This window comes from Flectobacillus rivi (assembly GCF_030056655.1).
GTDB classification, from domain to species: domain Bacteria; phylum Bacteroidota; class Bacteroidia; order Cytophagales; family Spirosomataceae; genus Flectobacillus; species Flectobacillus rivi.
On the sequence record NZ_JASHIE010000011.1, the window covers coordinates 263,892 to 280,171 of the forward strand.

Genomic DNA, 16,280 nt, shown 5'->3' on the forward strand with positions numbered 1-16,280 from the left:
TCTTTCTTCTATGACTATAGACAAGTTAAGAATTAATTCAAAACTAAATTTAGATATTTATGAAAATGAAATATTGATAACTAAAATTTACATTCAAAACTCATAATTCAGCATTAAGTATCAAGCTATATCAAAGCTCTGTCCAAATGAACATATCCTCCATCAACATGGATGAGTTGTCCAGTGGTATGACTTGAGCGTTTAGAAATTAAAAATGATACCATATCCGCAATTTCTTGAGAACTGGTCATTCTTTTGCCTAATGGAATTTTATCCGTAATTTTTGATAAAGTTTCTTCTGGATTTGGCAATGATTTGATCCATCTATCGTACAATGGTGTGTAACATTCAGCTACCACTAAAGCGTTGACACGGATACCGAATGGCAATAATTCTACAGCCCATTCACGAGTCAAAGCATTACGTCCACCATTGGAAGCCGCATAAGCTGACGTTCCACCCTGACCAGTTTCGGCAGTTTTCGAAGTCACGTTTACGATAGAGCCTTTCGATTCTTTCAAATATGGCAATGCATGATGTGCCATCAAATAATAGTGTATCAAGTTGGAATGTAATGACTTAATAAAGCGCTCATAGTTTCCACTTTCCAAGCCAACACCATCATTTACACCAGCATTATTTACTAATCCGTCGATACGACCAAAAGTAGTAGCAATTTCCTTAATCGCTTTCTCACACTCGGCAGGCTCGCTTAATTCTGCTACAAATGACCATGCCTGACCACCTGCTGCTTGAATCGCCTCTACTGTACGAAGGTTATCTTCTTCGTTGCGACCAACAATCGCTACAAAAGCTCCTTCAGCAGCCAAAGACGTTGAGATGCCTTCGCCTATACCTTTTGCACCACCAGTTACAATGATGACTTTTTCTTTAAGTCCTAAGTTCATTTGGAAATTTAGAGATTATAGAATTTTTGAGCCGTACCACCCATAATTTTCTTCTGCTCTAATGGAGTCAAATTACCAATAAAATCTGTTACAATGCCCAATACTTCTTCGTATTGACCTGCAACCAAACATACTGGCCAATCTGAGCCGAACATTAGGCGTTCGGGTCCAAAAGCTTTGAGTACGGTTTCTAAATACACTTTAAAATCAGCAGGTTTCCAACCCTCCCATTCGCCTTCGGTAATTATACCTGAAAGCTTACAATATACATTTTGATGTAAAGCCAGCTTCTTGATGTCAGTTTGCCATATTCCATACTCACCACTTTTAATATCTGGTTTGGCGATATGGTCAAGTACAAATTTTTGTTCAGGGAATAACTTCACAAAACGGATAGCTTGGTCGAGTTGGTAATGATAAATCAGAATATCGTAGGTAAAATCATACGCGCCAAGCTCAGTGATTCCTGCCTTAAATTTAGGACGAAGCATAAATTCGGGGTCAGTCTCACCTTGAACCACGTGACGAAAACCTTTTACGATTTTAAATTCTGAATAATATTCCAAGCGGTCGTACACATCATCGGCCATCAAATCTACCCAACCAACTACACCTTTGATAAAATCATTTTTAGAAGCAAGTTCAATCAAAAAATCGGTTTCAGCCTCAGATTGGTCAGCTTGCACAGCCACACAGCCATCGATACCGTTTTGTTGAAGGATTGGTGCTAAATCTTCTGGTAGAAAATCCTTACGAATTTTCTTCATTTCATCATTTATCCATTCGTGTTTAGAAGGGTCGTATTGCCAAAAATGTTGATGCGAATCAATTTTCATAATGTTGTCAGCTAATTGAAGGATGATTATAGTTCATTTTCACTAAAAGGTATCTCAGTTATTCTAAGAGACCACATTTTGTTTTGAAATGTTTCGAGAAGTTATTAGTTAATTGTATATCAGTTATTAAAATACACTCATAATCAGAAGAATACTGTGAATGTGCAATACAGATATATTATTAATTTTTCTCATAATAGGCTCTAGAATGAAAATATCTATTGCCTACTGCCTACGGCTAATAGCCTAGAGCATTTTCTAAAGAAACATTTCAAAACTGAATATACAAGTGTAAGTGAATTTGGACAAACCTTTTAGCGAAATACCATCGCTTACTCGGTCAAAGCCTTCAATTATACTCTAAGCAGATTAATTTCTAGACCAGTTTTTCGCCACTTGCTTTGAAGAACCTAAGTTTTCGATACCTAATTCTACCACGTCGCCTTCTTTCAAATAAATTGGTGGGTTAAAGCCCAAACCAACCCCTGGAGGTGTTCCTGTTGAAATAATATCACCTGGTAGTAAGGTCATAAATTGACTTAAATAAGATACCAATGTTGGGATTTTGAAAATCAATTGGTCGGTGTTACTGTTTTGGAAAGTCTTTCCATTTACTGTTAACCACATTTTCAAATTATTGATATCCTCAATTTCGTCTTGCGTAGCAAGGAATGGTCCCATTGGTGCGAAAGTATCACATCCTTTACCCTTAGACCAGTTACCTCCTCTTTCGATTTGAAATTCTCTTTCAGAAACATCATTGTGTAAGCAATATCCTGCCACATAATCTAATGCCTCTGATTCGTCAACATATTGTGCTTTTTTGCCAATGACAAATGCCAATTCAACTTCCCAGTCAGTCTTTACCGAGTTACGAGGAATAATAATATCATCGTTTGGACCAGAAAGAGCTGTCGTTGATTTGAAGAAAATGATAGGTTCTTGCGGAATCGCAGCGCCTGTTTCACGAGCGTGATCAGCGAAGTTTAAACCAATACAAACGATTTTTGAAGGACGAGCCACACATGAACCCAAACGTACGTCTTCCGAAACTTCTGTCAAAGTACCTTGATTAGACTCTAACCAAGCTGCTAAGCGAGTTAAACCGTCATTTTCAAAAAACTGTTCGTTATAGTCTTCTCCAAAACCAGAGGCATCATAACGTTTTCCTTCGATCATTACGCCTGGTTTTTCTTTACCAAATTCACCAAATCTTATTAGTTTCATGATTTTACTTTTTCAACTAATCATTAGTTGAAATATTTAATTAAAAGTTTTGATTACAATTTTAACAATTCAGCTAGCATAAGTTCCGCTACTGTATTGTTGCCAAGATCGTTCAAGTGAACTCTATCGGTTGTTAAAATACCCGAGTCTTTATTCGACGGATTATTGGCTAAGTCATAAGCCAAAAACGCTTTTCTAAGGTCGACCAATGGCAAGCTATTTTTCTCAGCCAACTTGCGGATTAGGGTTGAATAATGATTCATATCGCCATCTTGTGGGTTACTAAAATCATTTTTCTCTCCAATAACCGCAGGTGTACACAATACGACTTTAGCGCCACTTGCTTTAATCTTATCGATAAGTGCTTGATAAAATCTTACGAATTTATCTGGATCCGTACCAGTCCCTGAGGTGGTTTTATGCCAAACATCGTTTACTCCAACATAAATAAAAACGGCATCAGGTTTCTTTTCTAATACATCACTTTCAAGTCTTAGATACAAATCGTACACTTTATTTCCTCCGATACCTGCACCTACTAACTCATATTTTGAAGCAAGGTTTTTACCTGTTAATAATTCACCTATACGGGTTATATAACCGTTTGGTTTTACACCAGCTTGGGTGATAGAATCGCCAAAGAAAATTACTTTTTTAGGTTTGTCAGCAACAAAAGAAGCTAAGGCTAGTACCGTAAGAAGGGCAAAAATTGTTTTACGCATCTGTTTTGAGATAATTAATGAATAATTGATTTATAGTGTTGGGTCAAAATACTCACGCCATTTAATTACTCTTATCCTTTCTTGACAGGAAAACAACATCTTAGTTATTCAAACGAATAAACCCACCATCGATTGGATAGTCAGTACCAGTAATAAATGAAGCCTCGTCAGAACATAAATACAAGGCAAGTGCAGCTACCTCTTCTGGTTTTGCCATACGACCAATTGGCTGTGTAGCTGAAAGTTTCTCAAACATTTCCTCTTCGCGACCCGGGTAATTTTTAGCAATAAAACCATCCACAAATGGCGTATGTACACGTGCTGGCGAAATACAGTTACATCGAATATTATTTTTGATATAGTCTTTTGCCACCGAAAGTGTCATGGTTAGTACCGCACCTTTTGACATAGAATAGGCAAAACGGTCTGGTAAACCAATCGATGATGCGATAGAAGCCATGTTTAAAATTACACCGCCACCATTTGCCTTCATCACAGGTACTACTGCATAAAGTGTATTATAAACGCCTTTCACGTTTACGCTGTACACCCTTTCAAATGCCTCTGAGTCACAGTTTTCTAACGAACCCACATGAGCAATACCAGCATTGTTAACAAGCACGTCCACCTTGCCGATACTTTTGATCACTTCGCTTACTTGAGCTTGGTTGCTTACATCACAAGCATGCACTTGCGCTTGTCCACCAGCTTCAATTATTTCAGCTACTGAAGATTCTCCAGCAGAGGCATTGAGCTCTAAAATATGAACTGATGCTCCCTGCTTTCCAAATAATACTGAGATAGCCTTACCAATACCGCTACCTCCACCAGTCACTACTGCTACTTTTCCTGATAAACTAAACATAAGATGTATATTTATTTGGCTGTTTGAAATCGCCAATGGATTGTTTTATTTCTTAAAAATTGCATTAGGCAATAAGCTTTAGGCATTAGGTAAATAAGCTTCCTTGACTTCATGTTTTTTTTGCTGAAAGCCCTTAGCTGAAAGGTCAATGTTTGAATTTAATTTGGCCCATAATCTATTTTGAATGAAAAAAGTCTAATCCAACTTTGTAATATTTCCGAAATCAAAAATCACAAATCTGAAATAATTCACTATTCATCATTATTACTTAAAGGCTTACGCCTCTTCTCCAGAACATAAAGTCGTCTTGTCCTAACTCCATTGCCTTTGTTTGGTACTCACCAGAAGCCAAGCCGATAATATATTCTAAAACCATCTCGCCCATTTCTTCTACTGATTTTTCGCCTTCGATAATTGGTCCACAGTCGATATCAATGATTTCTGGTAGTTTTTGTGCCAATTTTGTATTGGTAGAAAGCTTTACCATTGGACAAATAGGATTACCCGTAGGAGTACCTAAACCAGTGGTAAACAACTGGATTGTAGCACCTGCGCCAGCCATGCCAGAGGTTGCCAACACGTCGTTACCAGGGGTACAAACCAAATTCAAGCCCGCCTTTTTTGAATATTGTCCATATCCTAATGCATCTACTACAGGCGACGAACCTGCTTTCTTAGCAGCACCAGCAGACTTAATTGCATCGGTAATCAAGCCATCTTTAATATTTCCGGGGGAAGGGTTCATATCAAAACCTGCACCAACGGCCTCGGCGCGACGTGCATATTCCTTCATCAAATACCCAAAATTATCAGCCACCTCAGCTGTCACAGCACGGTTTTGTAGTTCTTGCTCAACTCCACAAAGCTCAGGGAACTCCGCAATCATGACATTGGCACCAAGGGCTACCAACAAATCGGCAGTATGACCAATAGCTGGGTTTGCAGAGATACCTGAAAAACCATCAGAACCTCCGCATTTTACGCCAACTCTCAATTTGCTCAAAGGCGCAGGCTGTCTTTCTATTTCATTGATTTGAATCATACCGACAAATGTTTGACGAATAGCTTCCGCCAACATTTGTGACTCGCCAGAACCCAAATCTTGCTGTTGTTCGAGGATATATAGGGGTTTCTCAAAATTAGGAGAAATTTTATGAATAGCTTCTTGCAAAATGCTTACTTGAGAATGCTGACATCCCAAGCTCAACACAGTAATACCTGCTACGTTGGGATTGACACAATAGCCTGCAAGGAGATTACAAAGATTTTCTGAATCTTCACGATTTTCGCCACAACCACTTTCATGCGTTAAGAACTTAATACCATCAACGTTCTTGAATACACGATTTTGACGATAATCAGTTTTCTTTTGCTGAAACTGAAAAGTTTTTAGAGAATCAATATCCGCACCTGATTGATAAGCATCGAGTAGAGAACCAACTTGGTCGAGATACAAATCTGGTTGTGCATATCCTAAAGCTTTTAAAAATGCTTGCTTCATGATATTCACATTACGATTTTCGCAAAAAACCAATGGAATCACTAACCAGTAATTTTGTGTACCCACTTGACCATCAGCACGATGATAGCCCATAAAAGTACGATTTTTCCAAGCCGAAACATCGGGAGCTTTCCAAGTGTAGTCTTTTAATTTTCCTTGGAAAGGTTCTGAGGCATGTTTCAAATTAAAGGTATGAATAAGTCCACCAGCAGGGATAGGCATTTGTGCTTTACCCACCAACACACCATACATAGTTACCTCCTCACCTTGCTTTAAATCATCGATAGTAAACTTATGTTTGGCAGCGATATCATCTTGTAAAATGATTGTTTTCCCTTTGAAAACCACTTCTTCACCCTTTTTCAAATCACAAAGAGCCACCAACACATTGTCCGTTGGATTTATTTGTAAAAATGTTCTTTTCACAGTGTATCTTTCTTTTGTTATCTGTTAGAAGAAGGGGTAAGTTTGAAAAAATACTCTTTAAAAATATCAGTTTTAGAAAAAGAACATCAATTGAGGTATCTCTTTTATTGATTTGCTCTACTAGTAGTTAACCCTAAGATACTTTTGAGTAAATTAACAGATGCTGCCTGATTAGTATCCCAATATGATGTGTGTGCATAGAATGGTACATACCTAGTTTTTATTCCTACTGGATGTAGTTCAATATTTCTAATCCCTTTCCCAAAACAATCTATTGCCCCCCCTACAAAATCTTGTTTAAAGTATATATTTGTCCACTTGGTCAAAGCAAAAAGTGCCCCATGATTAAGAACATACGAAGGTGAATCAGGCTCGTGTGATGTTTGAGTATTATCTGATAAATAATAGAAGCTTCCTTCAGAATCGACACTTGGTGAGGGTGGTGAAGTAGGAAACTCGAGCTCAGTTACTCTTTCATTAAAAATGTTGTGAGAATCTACCAATAGATAGCTAGCATGAGATAGTGGACTTCCTAGGGTAATAAAATCTGAGACATTCCAACATTTTTGGATATTTTGGGCTAACAATATATCTCTCAGCTTATCTTGAAGTTGCTGATATTGAGAAACATCTTGGTTTTTTAATGCTTCCCTTGACAGGTTATCAAATTTTATAAGCTCGGTTGCATCATGCAACGAAATTTTATCATGTCGTTCAGCCCAAATAATCTTAAGAATATCGTAAGCTATGATAGTTCCCAATGAATGTGCAAGCACCACCACTTTATCGTAATATGGACTACCATTAGGGTTTTGCCTATCTATTATACTTTTGAAAAGCGTAATTCCTTTCTTTCTAATTGCTTCCCTTTCATTGATATTATTTTTGGCTGGAATCGTATAGTTCACAACATCACCAAAATATAGGTTCAATTTTGAAGTTACCAATAAAGAAACTAAAATAATTATGAAAAAAAGGAAAGGTATTAATTTTACACTTTCAATTCCTAAAAACTTGAGATTACAGGCATTATCAATCTCAAAAACAGAACTAATTGAATATGCTAAATCCCCCAAATATGCAATTCCTACAAGAATAGCTATCCATATAAAGAAATAGGGGATTCGTAATCTTTTAGGTACCTCTGAGAATTTCTTACACAAGAGATATTTCAACCATCTTATCACATTCCAAATTCCTTTTTCTTGAATAAGGTTTGCCCAGTAGTACTCATAAAAGTCATACTTCGATAAGTCCTCAAAATATGAGTAGCGTCTGAGTTCATAAGATTTAGATACAGTATCGGGTTGATTCAACAATACACCATCTCCTTTCAAAGATTGCACTAAGCCTCTCAAGGTATCCATAGGGGATTGCTCTCCCATGCCATGTATCGAGATAACGGCAATACATTTGTTTGATTCAAATTTTGATGTTTTCATGGCGTTATATCAAGGTTTCATTACATTTAATTATCTAGATTTTGATTAGAAACAAATTACCAAAATAAAGATGGATAAGCTGTATCAACGCTATTATTTTTATTATTTGGATTTATTAATTCCATAATACACTACTTGTTGTTATTTGATAGTGTACTATAAGAATATAGCAAAATATTAATATTTAAAAAATGTCGTTTATTTATGATTTTATTCATTTGTAATTATTTTACACCTTTTGTAATATATTTTTCAATTAATCTATAAAGTTTATAGGATAAATAGCTTACTGCATATACCTTTGTATCATCAAACAAGACATAACAACTCATCACAATATAAAGACCTAGATAGAATATGTTAGCTACGCAAAAAAGATATGAATTGAACTGGGACGCTACGCTTCCTGTATATGTAGGCAAAAGAACTGCTAGACCTGCTATTAATATTGAATTAGGAAAGAGAATTAATCAAATAGAGTTTGACTACAAAAATTTGGTCGCTCAAAATTTACCATATACTTTCATACATCAAAATCCTGTACAACTCAAAAAGCTGGTTGGTCGCAAGCCATTAGTAATTAGTTTCTTATCTTCAGGATGGAACGAATACGGGATTCAACATCTCGAAAAATTACAACAAGTACACCAAGAGATTTTGGCTATTGGTGGTAACCTTCTCGTGATTGTGAATGCAAAGGCAGACGAGGTTAGAGACTTTCAAAGACATTTTAACATTGGCTTCAACTTATTGGCAGACCCTGAGCAAAAAATAGCTCAAAGTTTAGGCTTATTCAATGAACAATATCCAGTTTGGGATTATGTTTCAGGTATTTCTGAAGAGGTTCCTTTGCCAGCTACCATTGTTATTAATACACAAGAAAAGGTAGTTTATTCGGCAGTTGATGTCAATTTTGACAAACCCTTTCAACCTACCGAAATGTTAGCAGCCGTTTTCGGTGCTAATAAAAACATTCCTGTGGTGATTCGTCAAGAGTTAGCGGCATAGATTGGTTTTACATATTTCAAACTTAAAGTTTGGATATCAGCAACTTACGTTAACAATTGTTATTCACAACTCATCGTTGTAGAATACCATTTATTAACAAACTAAGATTCATTTTTTTTGACCTATTTGTATATAAAATCTATAGATTATAATGAATAAATCAACAGAATCCATAACTGATGATTTTTTAGACAAATCTGAATTAGGCATACGATTTTTACTATCTATAGTCGTAATCATCATTATTGTATTAATTGGATTTAGCGTATATTATTGGGGGTTACCTGATTGTTAGGTAGTATTATTAAGTGAAAAAATTGGTTGGTGATCCAAGACATTCAACGTGTATAAAGAATTGCTGGTGGCATTTTCAAGCAAAGAATGGGTGGTTTCATACTTCTTGAGTGCCGCCGCCTAACTATAGTGAAATCATTGAGATTGTTTTTGGAGAATTGTACTCGGCATTGGGCATTGCCCTAGCTGGCAGCCCAATGGAAGAGTCTTTTTAACCAATATCCATAAAATGATTTTCACCCATTTCAATAGAATTTATAGTACCTCATGGTTGATATAGGTATATCTATCTCAACAAATTTAACTATCACTCCAAACTCAAAACTCATTGATAAAATCCTATGCACACTAAATATTTGGCATTTGCTATTCCACTGTTTTTAGTTTTCATGGGGCTTGAATATTTTCTTTCGAAGGTTCAAGGAAAGAAATTTTATAAATTCAAGGATACCATCGCTAACTTAAATGTAGGTATCGCCGAACGTCTGATTGATTGTTTTAGCATCGGCATATTCTACTTTTACTATGATTACCTGCAAAAAAATCTTGGTTTTTTTGATATAAAATCAGGTGTTTTTGCTTGGATTGCCCTACTCCTGCTCACTGATTTGTTGTGGTACTGGTACCACCGATTAGGACACGAAGTCAACATTTTGTGGAGTGTGCATATCGTACATCATCAAAGTGAGGAATTCAATTTTACGGTTTCGGCGCGTATTACGATTTTTCAGGCTATTGCAAGAACGTTTTTCTGGTCGATTTTGCCGATTATAGGTTTCAACGCCGATATGATTAGCATTGTGCTTTTGATACATGGAATTTATCCATTTTTTACGCATACTCGTACGGTTGGCAAATTGGGTTTCTTAGAATATATTTTCGTAACTCCTTCACACCACCGTGTGCATCATGCCAGTAACGAGCAGTATTTAGATAAGAACTATAGCGATATGTTTATCTTTTGGGATAAGCTATTTGGCACTTTTGCTGAGGAAACTGAGGAGCCTGTTTATGGCTTGACCAAACCGCTCAAAAGTTACAGTTTTCTCTGGCAACATTTTCATTATATGATTGAGTTGGCATACGCTTTTAAACATGCCCAAACCTTCAAAGAAAGAATCAGGATTATTTTTGGTAAACCTGAGACACTAGACCCTCGCATTCGTGAAGAATTAGAGAAACGATTTATTATTCAGTTTAGTGAAGACCATAACAGTAAACGTGTTTACACTTATGTGGTCGTTCAGATGATTTCGTTGCTCATTGGGCTGTTTGTCATCATTTATTTTTTAGATAGCATTAGTCTTACCTCACAAATACTCTGGGCTTTTTTCATCTTAATATCGTTAATTAACTGTGGGGCACTATTAGAGCAAAAACGTTGGATCATCTATTTGGAAGCTATTCGCCTTTTTATTGTTGGCGTGCTTATTCAATTGAATTACCCAACGACCGAAATATTTTATGCTATAGCGATCATTGGATTGATTATCATTGCTTTTGCCAAAACCCTTAAAAACCAATACTTCAAGCTTATCTTCGGATAAGCTTGAGTGACAAATCTTTTTCTCACATTATAAACTTCATTATTGTCATGGAATATATTTTATCATTACGCAAAGAATTCTCTTTTGACAAAACACTTCGTTATTTGGAATCATCCTTAATGTGGGCAATTGTCACTGTGGTATATGCTGGTTTACTTATCATTCTTGGAAATCATTATTTTGGGGGTTAGAAATTGAGTGAATTGAGATTGAGTGAATGAGTGATTTTTACACTAGGTCTTATCAATGGAAACGCATTGTCTTACCTTTAAAGATATATTATGTTTGAATTTGTCATCAAAAAATGCGGTCGAAATTAGTTTTTCGACCGCATTTTTTGATTAATAATTAAGTACGAATTTTGGATTGTGTGTATGAATTCACGGTGATTTGTAATAAGTTTTATTACGATCATAGGTAAAAGCGCTGTAGGAGCGACAGTTTGGTAGCGTAAACATTAATGAATGCTATTTTAGAGCACCGTAGGTGCGAAAGAATACCAACTATATTGAAGTCTTTCGCACCTACGGTGCTGAGTTACTTACTCTATGAAGTAATTGAATAACGTTGAACAAATTATTAGGCGCTTTAGAAGCTGCTTGTCTACCTTATGAATTAGTTCATCCTCAAAACTGAGGTCTTTAAAATTCTTTCTATTAGTGTGCGACTTAAGTCGCACACTAATAGAAAAAGTGCGGTCGAAATTGGCTTTAGACGCAAAGCATTGCGTCTCTACAGGTAAAATTCATATTAAAAATTTCGACAATTCACTTAATTTGGTGCTCAAACCTTTACAAACTAGCAGTAGTGAGTTGTCCCGAAATAGTAACTGAACCTCTTGAAATACCTCCATTGAAAGTTCCACCATTGTAATAGCCCCCTATGTTTGTACCTCCATTTTCACCGCCTGAGAAAACGTTATAAGTCGTTCCATTTTTCAAGGTAGGAGAAGAATAGACAAAATAATACGCCGCACGAGTTGGGATAAATGTAAACAAAGGATTACCACCTGCATCAATCAATGAGAATGGATTTCCACCTGCGTATCCTACGGTAAATTTCAAAAATACGGTTGGCTGAGTTGAACCAGCACTCGTCGCTTTTGCTACAGATGTATTGTTGGGTCCACCAGCAATAAATACTCCGCCTGTAATGTTGAAAGTGCCGTTGTAATCAAAAGCCACTGTCGTTGATAAGGTGGTGCCTTGGACTACCACTGTACCACCCGATTGAGCAATGCTACCATTACTATCAATACATTCGCCACCAGAAGAACTTACAATTACGGTTCCGCCTGTGATGCTTAGCAAACTGCCATCGTTAGAAGTACCATCGGTTGTAGTACTTGTGTAAATGCAGTCATCCGTTGAAATCACCGAAATGTATCCTGCATTAATGGTCACTTTAGGAGCCGAAAGACCATCTACAGAAGTGGTAATATCTACCGAACCGCCATTTACAGTAACCGAAGCCGCTGATTTAATTGCATCATTTGAAGAGGAGATCGTTAAATAGCCTCCGTTGATGGCGATTGAACCCGTTCCAACAAATGCTTTAGCATCGGTTGTTTCAGAGGTGCTATAGGTATATGTAGCCCCAGACGTTGTAAGTGTAATTGTTCCACCAGCAACTGTTGACGACCCATCAACAATGATTCCTTTACCACCTACCCCAGTATTACTAATTGAAATCGTTCCATCTTGAATCGCCAAATTGCCTCCGCAACTAATACCAGAAGACGAAACTGTTGCTTTATCTGTGGTATTGTAATAAGATGCCCCTCCTGTCAAAATGGTAAGTTTACCTGCAGTTAGCGTTAAATCACCGCTCGTTTTTATTCCTTTACAACCATTCCCTGAAGTATATAAGGCGACTGTCGCAGTGGATGAATTCATTTTTAGGTAGCTATTACTATTAATTGCCTTCACTTTCTCACCAGAAGCATTTACTGTAAGTGTACCCCCATTAATTTGTACATAAGGTGATATACTTGCATCTGTGCCCGTATAACTTGTCGTAATCCCATCGCTACTAGCCGTAATACTCATGGCTCCTCCCGAAATATTAACATATCCTGCTTCTACTTCGACACCACTTTCAGTCGAAACCAAGGTTAAATTTCCCCCTGTCATTTGAAAATTACTGTAGGCATGAATTGCGTCGGCGGCAGCTTGCGTAACCGAAATTGTTCCTCCTTGAATATTGATATTGCCATCGCTTACAATAGCGTGTTTGTAACTAGCATAAATCAAGATACTTCCAGCACCAGTAATATCGAGCTGCCCTTTACTAAAGAATGTTCCTTTTTGATCTTCGGTACTGGTGGCATAATTGGCGCCATCGATTAAACGGTTCATCGTGCCTCCCACTAAAGTAACTGTAGCTTTTTTACTAGATTGAATATTAATCGCAGGACCATCGGAATTGACCAAGCTTGTACCATTTAGGACTAAATTAAAGGCTGCATCACTATAAATCTTGAGACTTGCGTTGGTACTTTGTCCAGAAATCACATAGCTAATGGGTGTACTAGTATTGGTAGATTTTACGACAACATCGCCATTTGTTACAGATACCTCTACGCCACTCGCAATATTGTTGGTAATGGTTGGAGTAGTGCCATCGTAGTTAATCAGAACGGCATTGGTGATGGTCGTATCTTTCGTATTAGTAGTAATATCTGCTACATTAATGGTAGTATCTGTAACATCACTAGTAGTATTGCAAGCCACTAATGAAAGGCAAAGAAGTAGAGCAGAAAATAGTTTTCCTGCCAATTTTAAATGTTTGTTATTCATAATCTCTCCGTATTGGTGTTTCGTTTCGGACATGTTTTAAGTTTATTAATAATTAAACCGATTTTTATAAATAAAGACCTATACAGAAAGAATGACCCAATTTTTGAAGTAAGCGTTACCCGATTTTCACCTATTTGATGAATGAGTCTAAGCAAAGGCGTTTTTTGTCGACTAAATCCCTGTTTATTGCAATATTCCCCCATAATTGGCGAATCTCTCCCCTATCTCTCGAAATTGTACTTTTTACTTTTGTTATTGTAAAACCTTTAATAAATATGAAAAAAACGATTTGTATAGTTGGAGCACTAATGGCAGTTGGTTTGCAAGCGTGTAAAAGTGTTCAACAAAAAGGAGTTGACCTTACCATTAAACCTGGGGCTGTTTGGCAAGACACCAATCAGGAAGTAATCAATGCGCATGGTGGCGGGCTCTTGAAACATGGAAAAAACTACTACTGGTATGGCGAAATTCGTGGTAAATCTGCCTCAGAAGGTGTGTCAGTTTATAGTTCTAAAGATTTAATTCATTGGGAAAATAAAGGGGTGGCATTGGCCAAATCTAAGGACACAACCAGTGAGATTGCGGTTGGAGGCTTGATGGAAAGACCCAAAGTGATTTTCAATGAAAAGACCAACAAATATGTGATGTGGTTTCACTTGGAACTACCTCGACAGGGATACAAGGCAGCTCGTGCAGGGATTGCGGTCAGCGATAATCCCATTGGACCATTTACTTATTTAAAAAGCTTCAGACCTAACGGTAATATGTCGAGAGATATGACGCTCTTTGTCGACGATGACGGCTCGGCATATCATATTTATTCTTCTCGTGAAAATTATGATTTGCGAGTAGTAAAACTGACATCAGACTATTTGGACGTTACCAAAGAAGATACACTGTTATTTAGCAAACACCGCGAAGCACCAGCGATTTTCAAAAAAGATGGTAAATATTTTCTTATCACCAGCGGATGCACGGGTTGGGATCCCAATGCGGCAACACTTCATTCGGCAAGTTCTATTTTTGGTCCGTGGAAATTAGAAGGCGACCCGATGCGAGGTCCTATGGCCGAAAAAACCTTTGATGGACAATCAACTTATATTTTGACAGTGGATTCAAATAAAAATCAATATATCTTTATGGCCGATCGCTGGAAACCCAAAGACTTAAAAGACAGTCGCTATTTATGGCTTCCTATTTCTTTCGAAAATGGGATTCCTCTTGTTCAGTGGCAAAATGAATGGAAAATAAAGTAAAATTTGAAGCTAGTTCACAATTCAGTTTTTCACTGAAATCATGTATATAAAACGGGTAAAAATGTCATTGCTAAAAAAAATATTCATCTGCTTATTGCTACCAAGTTTTCTAATTGGTGGTAGTCTACGAGCACAAACAGTAAAGATCATTCCAGTTGGTAAAGCTTGGGCAAATAATTCGGTCAATGCGGTTATTTTTCGTAAAAACTCTTTGGTTAGCTACAAAGACTACCAATTCATTGCCTATTACAGCGAAACAGGAAACGTAGTTTTGGGAAAAAGAAAATTAGGCAGCAAAAATTGGGAGCTCAAAACCACCGACCTAAAAGGAAATGTTACAGATGCCCATAATTGTATTAGCATTATGGTCGATGGCAAGGGCTATTTGCATATCGCTTGGGATCATCATAATCACCCTTTACACTATGCCAAAAGTAAAAGTCCATTATCTTTAGAATTGGACGCTCCAACCTCAATGACTGGCGAAACAGAAAAGAGTGTCAGCTATCCTGAATTTTACCGAATGCCTAACGGAAATCTGCTATTCTTTTACAGAAATGGGGCATCAGGAAAAGGAAATTTGGTAGTCAAAAGCTATGATATTTCTACCAGTAAATGGTCAATGTTGCATGAAAATTTGATTGATGGCGAAGGTAAAAGAAGTGCTTATTGGCAAGCTTTTGTTGATGCCAAAAGCAATATCCATATCTCTTGGGTGTGGCGTGAAAGTGCCGACGTAGCCAGTAATCACGATATGGCGTATGCTTGTTCAAAAGATGGCGGGAAAACTTGGCAGAAAACTTCAGGAGAAAAATACCAACTTCCTATCAATGCCTCTAATGCAGAATATGCTTGCAAAATTCCACAAAATAGCGAGTTAATCAACCAAACTTCGATGGTTGCTGACCAAGCGGGTAATCCATACATTGCTACCTATTTCAGACCTGAAGGAAGTAATGTGCCACAATATCACCTTATTCATTTTGATGGAAAATGGCATACACAATCGCTCGGATTTAGAACACAAGCTTTTAGTTTGAGTGGAATGGGTACCAAAAAAATTCCCATTGCCCGTCCGCAATTAGTAGCATGGTCTGCCAAAGGAAAATTGTCAGCAATGGTAATTTTCAGAGACGAAGAAAGAGGTAGTAAAGCATCAGTAGCAGTAAACACAGATTTGAATCATACCAAATGGCAAGTGAAAGATTTGACTGATACTTATGTTGGTTCGTGGGAACCGTCTTTTGATACTGAGCTATGGAAAAGTAAACAACAATTACATTTATTTGTTCAGCCTGTAGAACAAGCCGACGGAGAAGGCAAAACCAATACGCCTCCACAATTGGTACAGGTATTTGAGGTGAAGTTGTAAAATAAAAATCGGTTGTTTTCTCTGAAAGAAAGCAACCGATTTGATTATTACCACAAAATCTCTAACAAACACCTTGTT

The 16,280-nt window shown here is 37.1% G+C and carries 13 protein-coding genes; 5 read left to right on the top strand and 8 right to left on the bottom strand.

Features of this window, described 5'->3' with window-relative positions:
- Positions 1-125: 125 nt before the first annotated feature.
- The 7 genes from QM481_RS16765 to QM481_RS16795 form a co-directional block, all read right to left on the bottom strand.
- A complete protein-coding gene (locus QM481_RS16765) occupies positions 126-908 on the bottom strand; it encodes an L-fucose dehydrogenase (protein ID WP_166553482.1) in 783 nt (260 codons plus the stop codon).
- Between the two features lie 8 nt (positions 909-916).
- Entirely contained in the window at positions 917-1,744 is an 828-nt protein-coding gene (locus tag QM481_RS16770; protein ID WP_283382554.1) for an amidohydrolase family protein, read from the bottom strand.
- A 369-nt stretch (positions 1,745-2,113) separates the two neighbouring features.
- Positions 2,114-2,971 (bottom strand): fumarylacetoacetate hydrolase family protein, encoded by an 858-nt coding sequence (locus QM481_RS16775; RefSeq protein WP_166553484.1) that lies wholly within the window; start codon positions 2,969-2,971, stop codon positions 2,114-2,116.
- Positions 2,972-3,024: 53 nt separating this feature from the next.
- Positions 3,025-3,693 (bottom strand): SGNH/GDSL hydrolase family protein, encoded by a 669-nt coding sequence (locus tag QM481_RS16780; RefSeq protein WP_283382555.1) that lies wholly within the window; start codon positions 3,691-3,693, stop codon positions 3,025-3,027.
- Positions 3,694-3,793: 100 nt separating this feature from the next.
- Complete coding sequence (locus QM481_RS16785) at positions 3,794-4,558, bottom strand: SDR family NAD(P)-dependent oxidoreductase (protein WP_166553486.1); 765 nt, start codon at positions 4,556-4,558, stop codon at positions 3,794-3,796.
- 268 nt (positions 4,559-4,826) lie between these two features.
- Entirely contained in the window at positions 4,827-6,485 is a 1,659-nt protein-coding gene (locus QM481_RS16790) for a UxaA family hydrolase (RefSeq protein WP_283382556.1), read from the bottom strand.
- 104 nt (positions 6,486-6,589) lie between these two features.
- Positions 6,590-7,927 (bottom strand): hypothetical protein, encoded by a 1,338-nt coding sequence (locus QM481_RS16795; protein ID WP_283382557.1) that lies wholly within the window; start codon positions 7,925-7,927, stop codon positions 6,590-6,592.
- Positions 7,928-8,284: 357 nt separating this feature from the next.
- Between QM481_RS16795 and QM481_RS16800 the strand changes: the two genes are divergently transcribed.
- The 3 genes from QM481_RS16800 (at position 8,285) to QM481_RS16810 (ending at position 10,967) form a co-directional block, all read left to right on the top strand.
- Positions 8,285-8,935, top strand: a complete 651-nt coding sequence (locus tag QM481_RS16800) for a redoxin domain-containing protein (protein WP_283382558.1) — start codon at positions 8,285-8,287, stop codon at positions 8,933-8,935.
- A gap of 635 nt (positions 8,936-9,570) precedes the next feature.
- Positions 9,571-10,776 (top strand): sterol desaturase family protein, encoded by a 1,206-nt coding sequence (locus QM481_RS16805; protein ID WP_283382559.1) that lies wholly within the window; start codon positions 9,571-9,573, stop codon positions 10,774-10,776.
- Positions 10,777-10,823: 47 nt separating this feature from the next.
- Entirely contained in the window at positions 10,824-10,967 is a 144-nt protein-coding gene (locus QM481_RS16810) for a hypothetical protein (protein ID WP_283382560.1), read from the top strand.
- 600 nt (positions 10,968-11,567) lie between these two features.
- On the opposite strand, the gene QM481_RS16815 is transcribed toward QM481_RS16810, so the two are convergent.
- Positions 11,568-13,607, bottom strand: a complete 2,040-nt coding sequence (locus QM481_RS16815) for a carbohydrate-binding domain-containing protein (RefSeq protein ID WP_283382561.1) — start codon at positions 13,605-13,607, stop codon at positions 11,568-11,570.
- A 242-nt stretch (positions 13,608-13,849) separates the two neighbouring features.
- Here QM481_RS16815 and QM481_RS16820 point away from each other — a divergent pair, with 242 nt between their 5' ends.
- Positions 13,850-14,830, top strand: coding sequence for a glycoside hydrolase family 43 protein (locus QM481_RS16820; RefSeq protein ID WP_283382562.1), 981 nt, complete (start codon positions 13,850-13,852; stop codon positions 14,828-14,830).
- Between the two features lie 61 nt (positions 14,831-14,891).
- Complete coding sequence (locus QM481_RS16825; RefSeq protein WP_283382563.1) at positions 14,892-16,202, top strand: BNR repeat-containing protein; 1,311 nt, start codon at positions 14,892-14,894, stop codon at positions 16,200-16,202.
- Positions 16,203-16,280: the final 78 nt, after the last annotated feature.

Bases quoted from the DNA above. Each gene is read 5' to 3' on its own strand.
- QM481_RS16765 (WP_166553482.1), bottom strand. From the start codon at position 908: ATGAACTTAGGACTTAAAGAAAAAGTCATCATTGTAACTGGTGGTGCA.
- QM481_RS16770 (WP_283382554.1), bottom strand. From the start codon at position 1,744: ATGAAAATTGATTCGCATCAACATTTTTGGCAATACGACCCTTCTAAA.
- QM481_RS16775 (WP_166553484.1), bottom strand. From the start codon at position 2,971: ATGAAACTAATAAGATTTGGTGAATTTGGTAAAGAAAAACCAGGCGTA.
- QM481_RS16780 (WP_283382555.1), bottom strand. From the start codon at position 3,693: ATGCGTAAAACAATTTTTGCCCTTCTTACGGTACTAGCCTTAGCTTCT.
- QM481_RS16785 (WP_166553486.1), bottom strand. From the start codon at position 4,558: ATGTTTAGTTTATCAGGAAAAGTAGCAGTAGTGACTGGTGGAGGTAGC.
- QM481_RS16795 (WP_283382557.1), bottom strand. From the start codon at position 7,927: ATGAAAACATCAAAATTTGAATCAAACAAATGTATTGCCGTTATCTCG.
- QM481_RS16800 (WP_283382558.1), top strand. From the start codon at position 8,285: ATGTTAGCTACGCAAAAAAGATATGAATTGAACTGGGACGCTACGCTT.
- QM481_RS16805 (WP_283382559.1), top strand. From the start codon at position 9,571: ATGCACACTAAATATTTGGCATTTGCTATTCCACTGTTTTTAGTTTTC.
- QM481_RS16810 (WP_283382560.1), top strand. From the start codon at position 10,824: ATGGAATATATTTTATCATTACGCAAAGAATTCTCTTTTGACAAAACA.
- QM481_RS16815 (WP_283382561.1), bottom strand. From the start codon at position 13,607: ATGTCCGAAACGAAACACCAATACGGAGAGATTATGAATAACAAACAT.
- QM481_RS16820 (WP_283382562.1), top strand. From the start codon at position 13,850: ATGAAAAAAACGATTTGTATAGTTGGAGCACTAATGGCAGTTGGTTTG.
- QM481_RS16825 (WP_283382563.1), top strand. From the start codon at position 14,892: ATGTCATTGCTAAAAAAAATATTCATCTGCTTATTGCTACCAAGTTTT.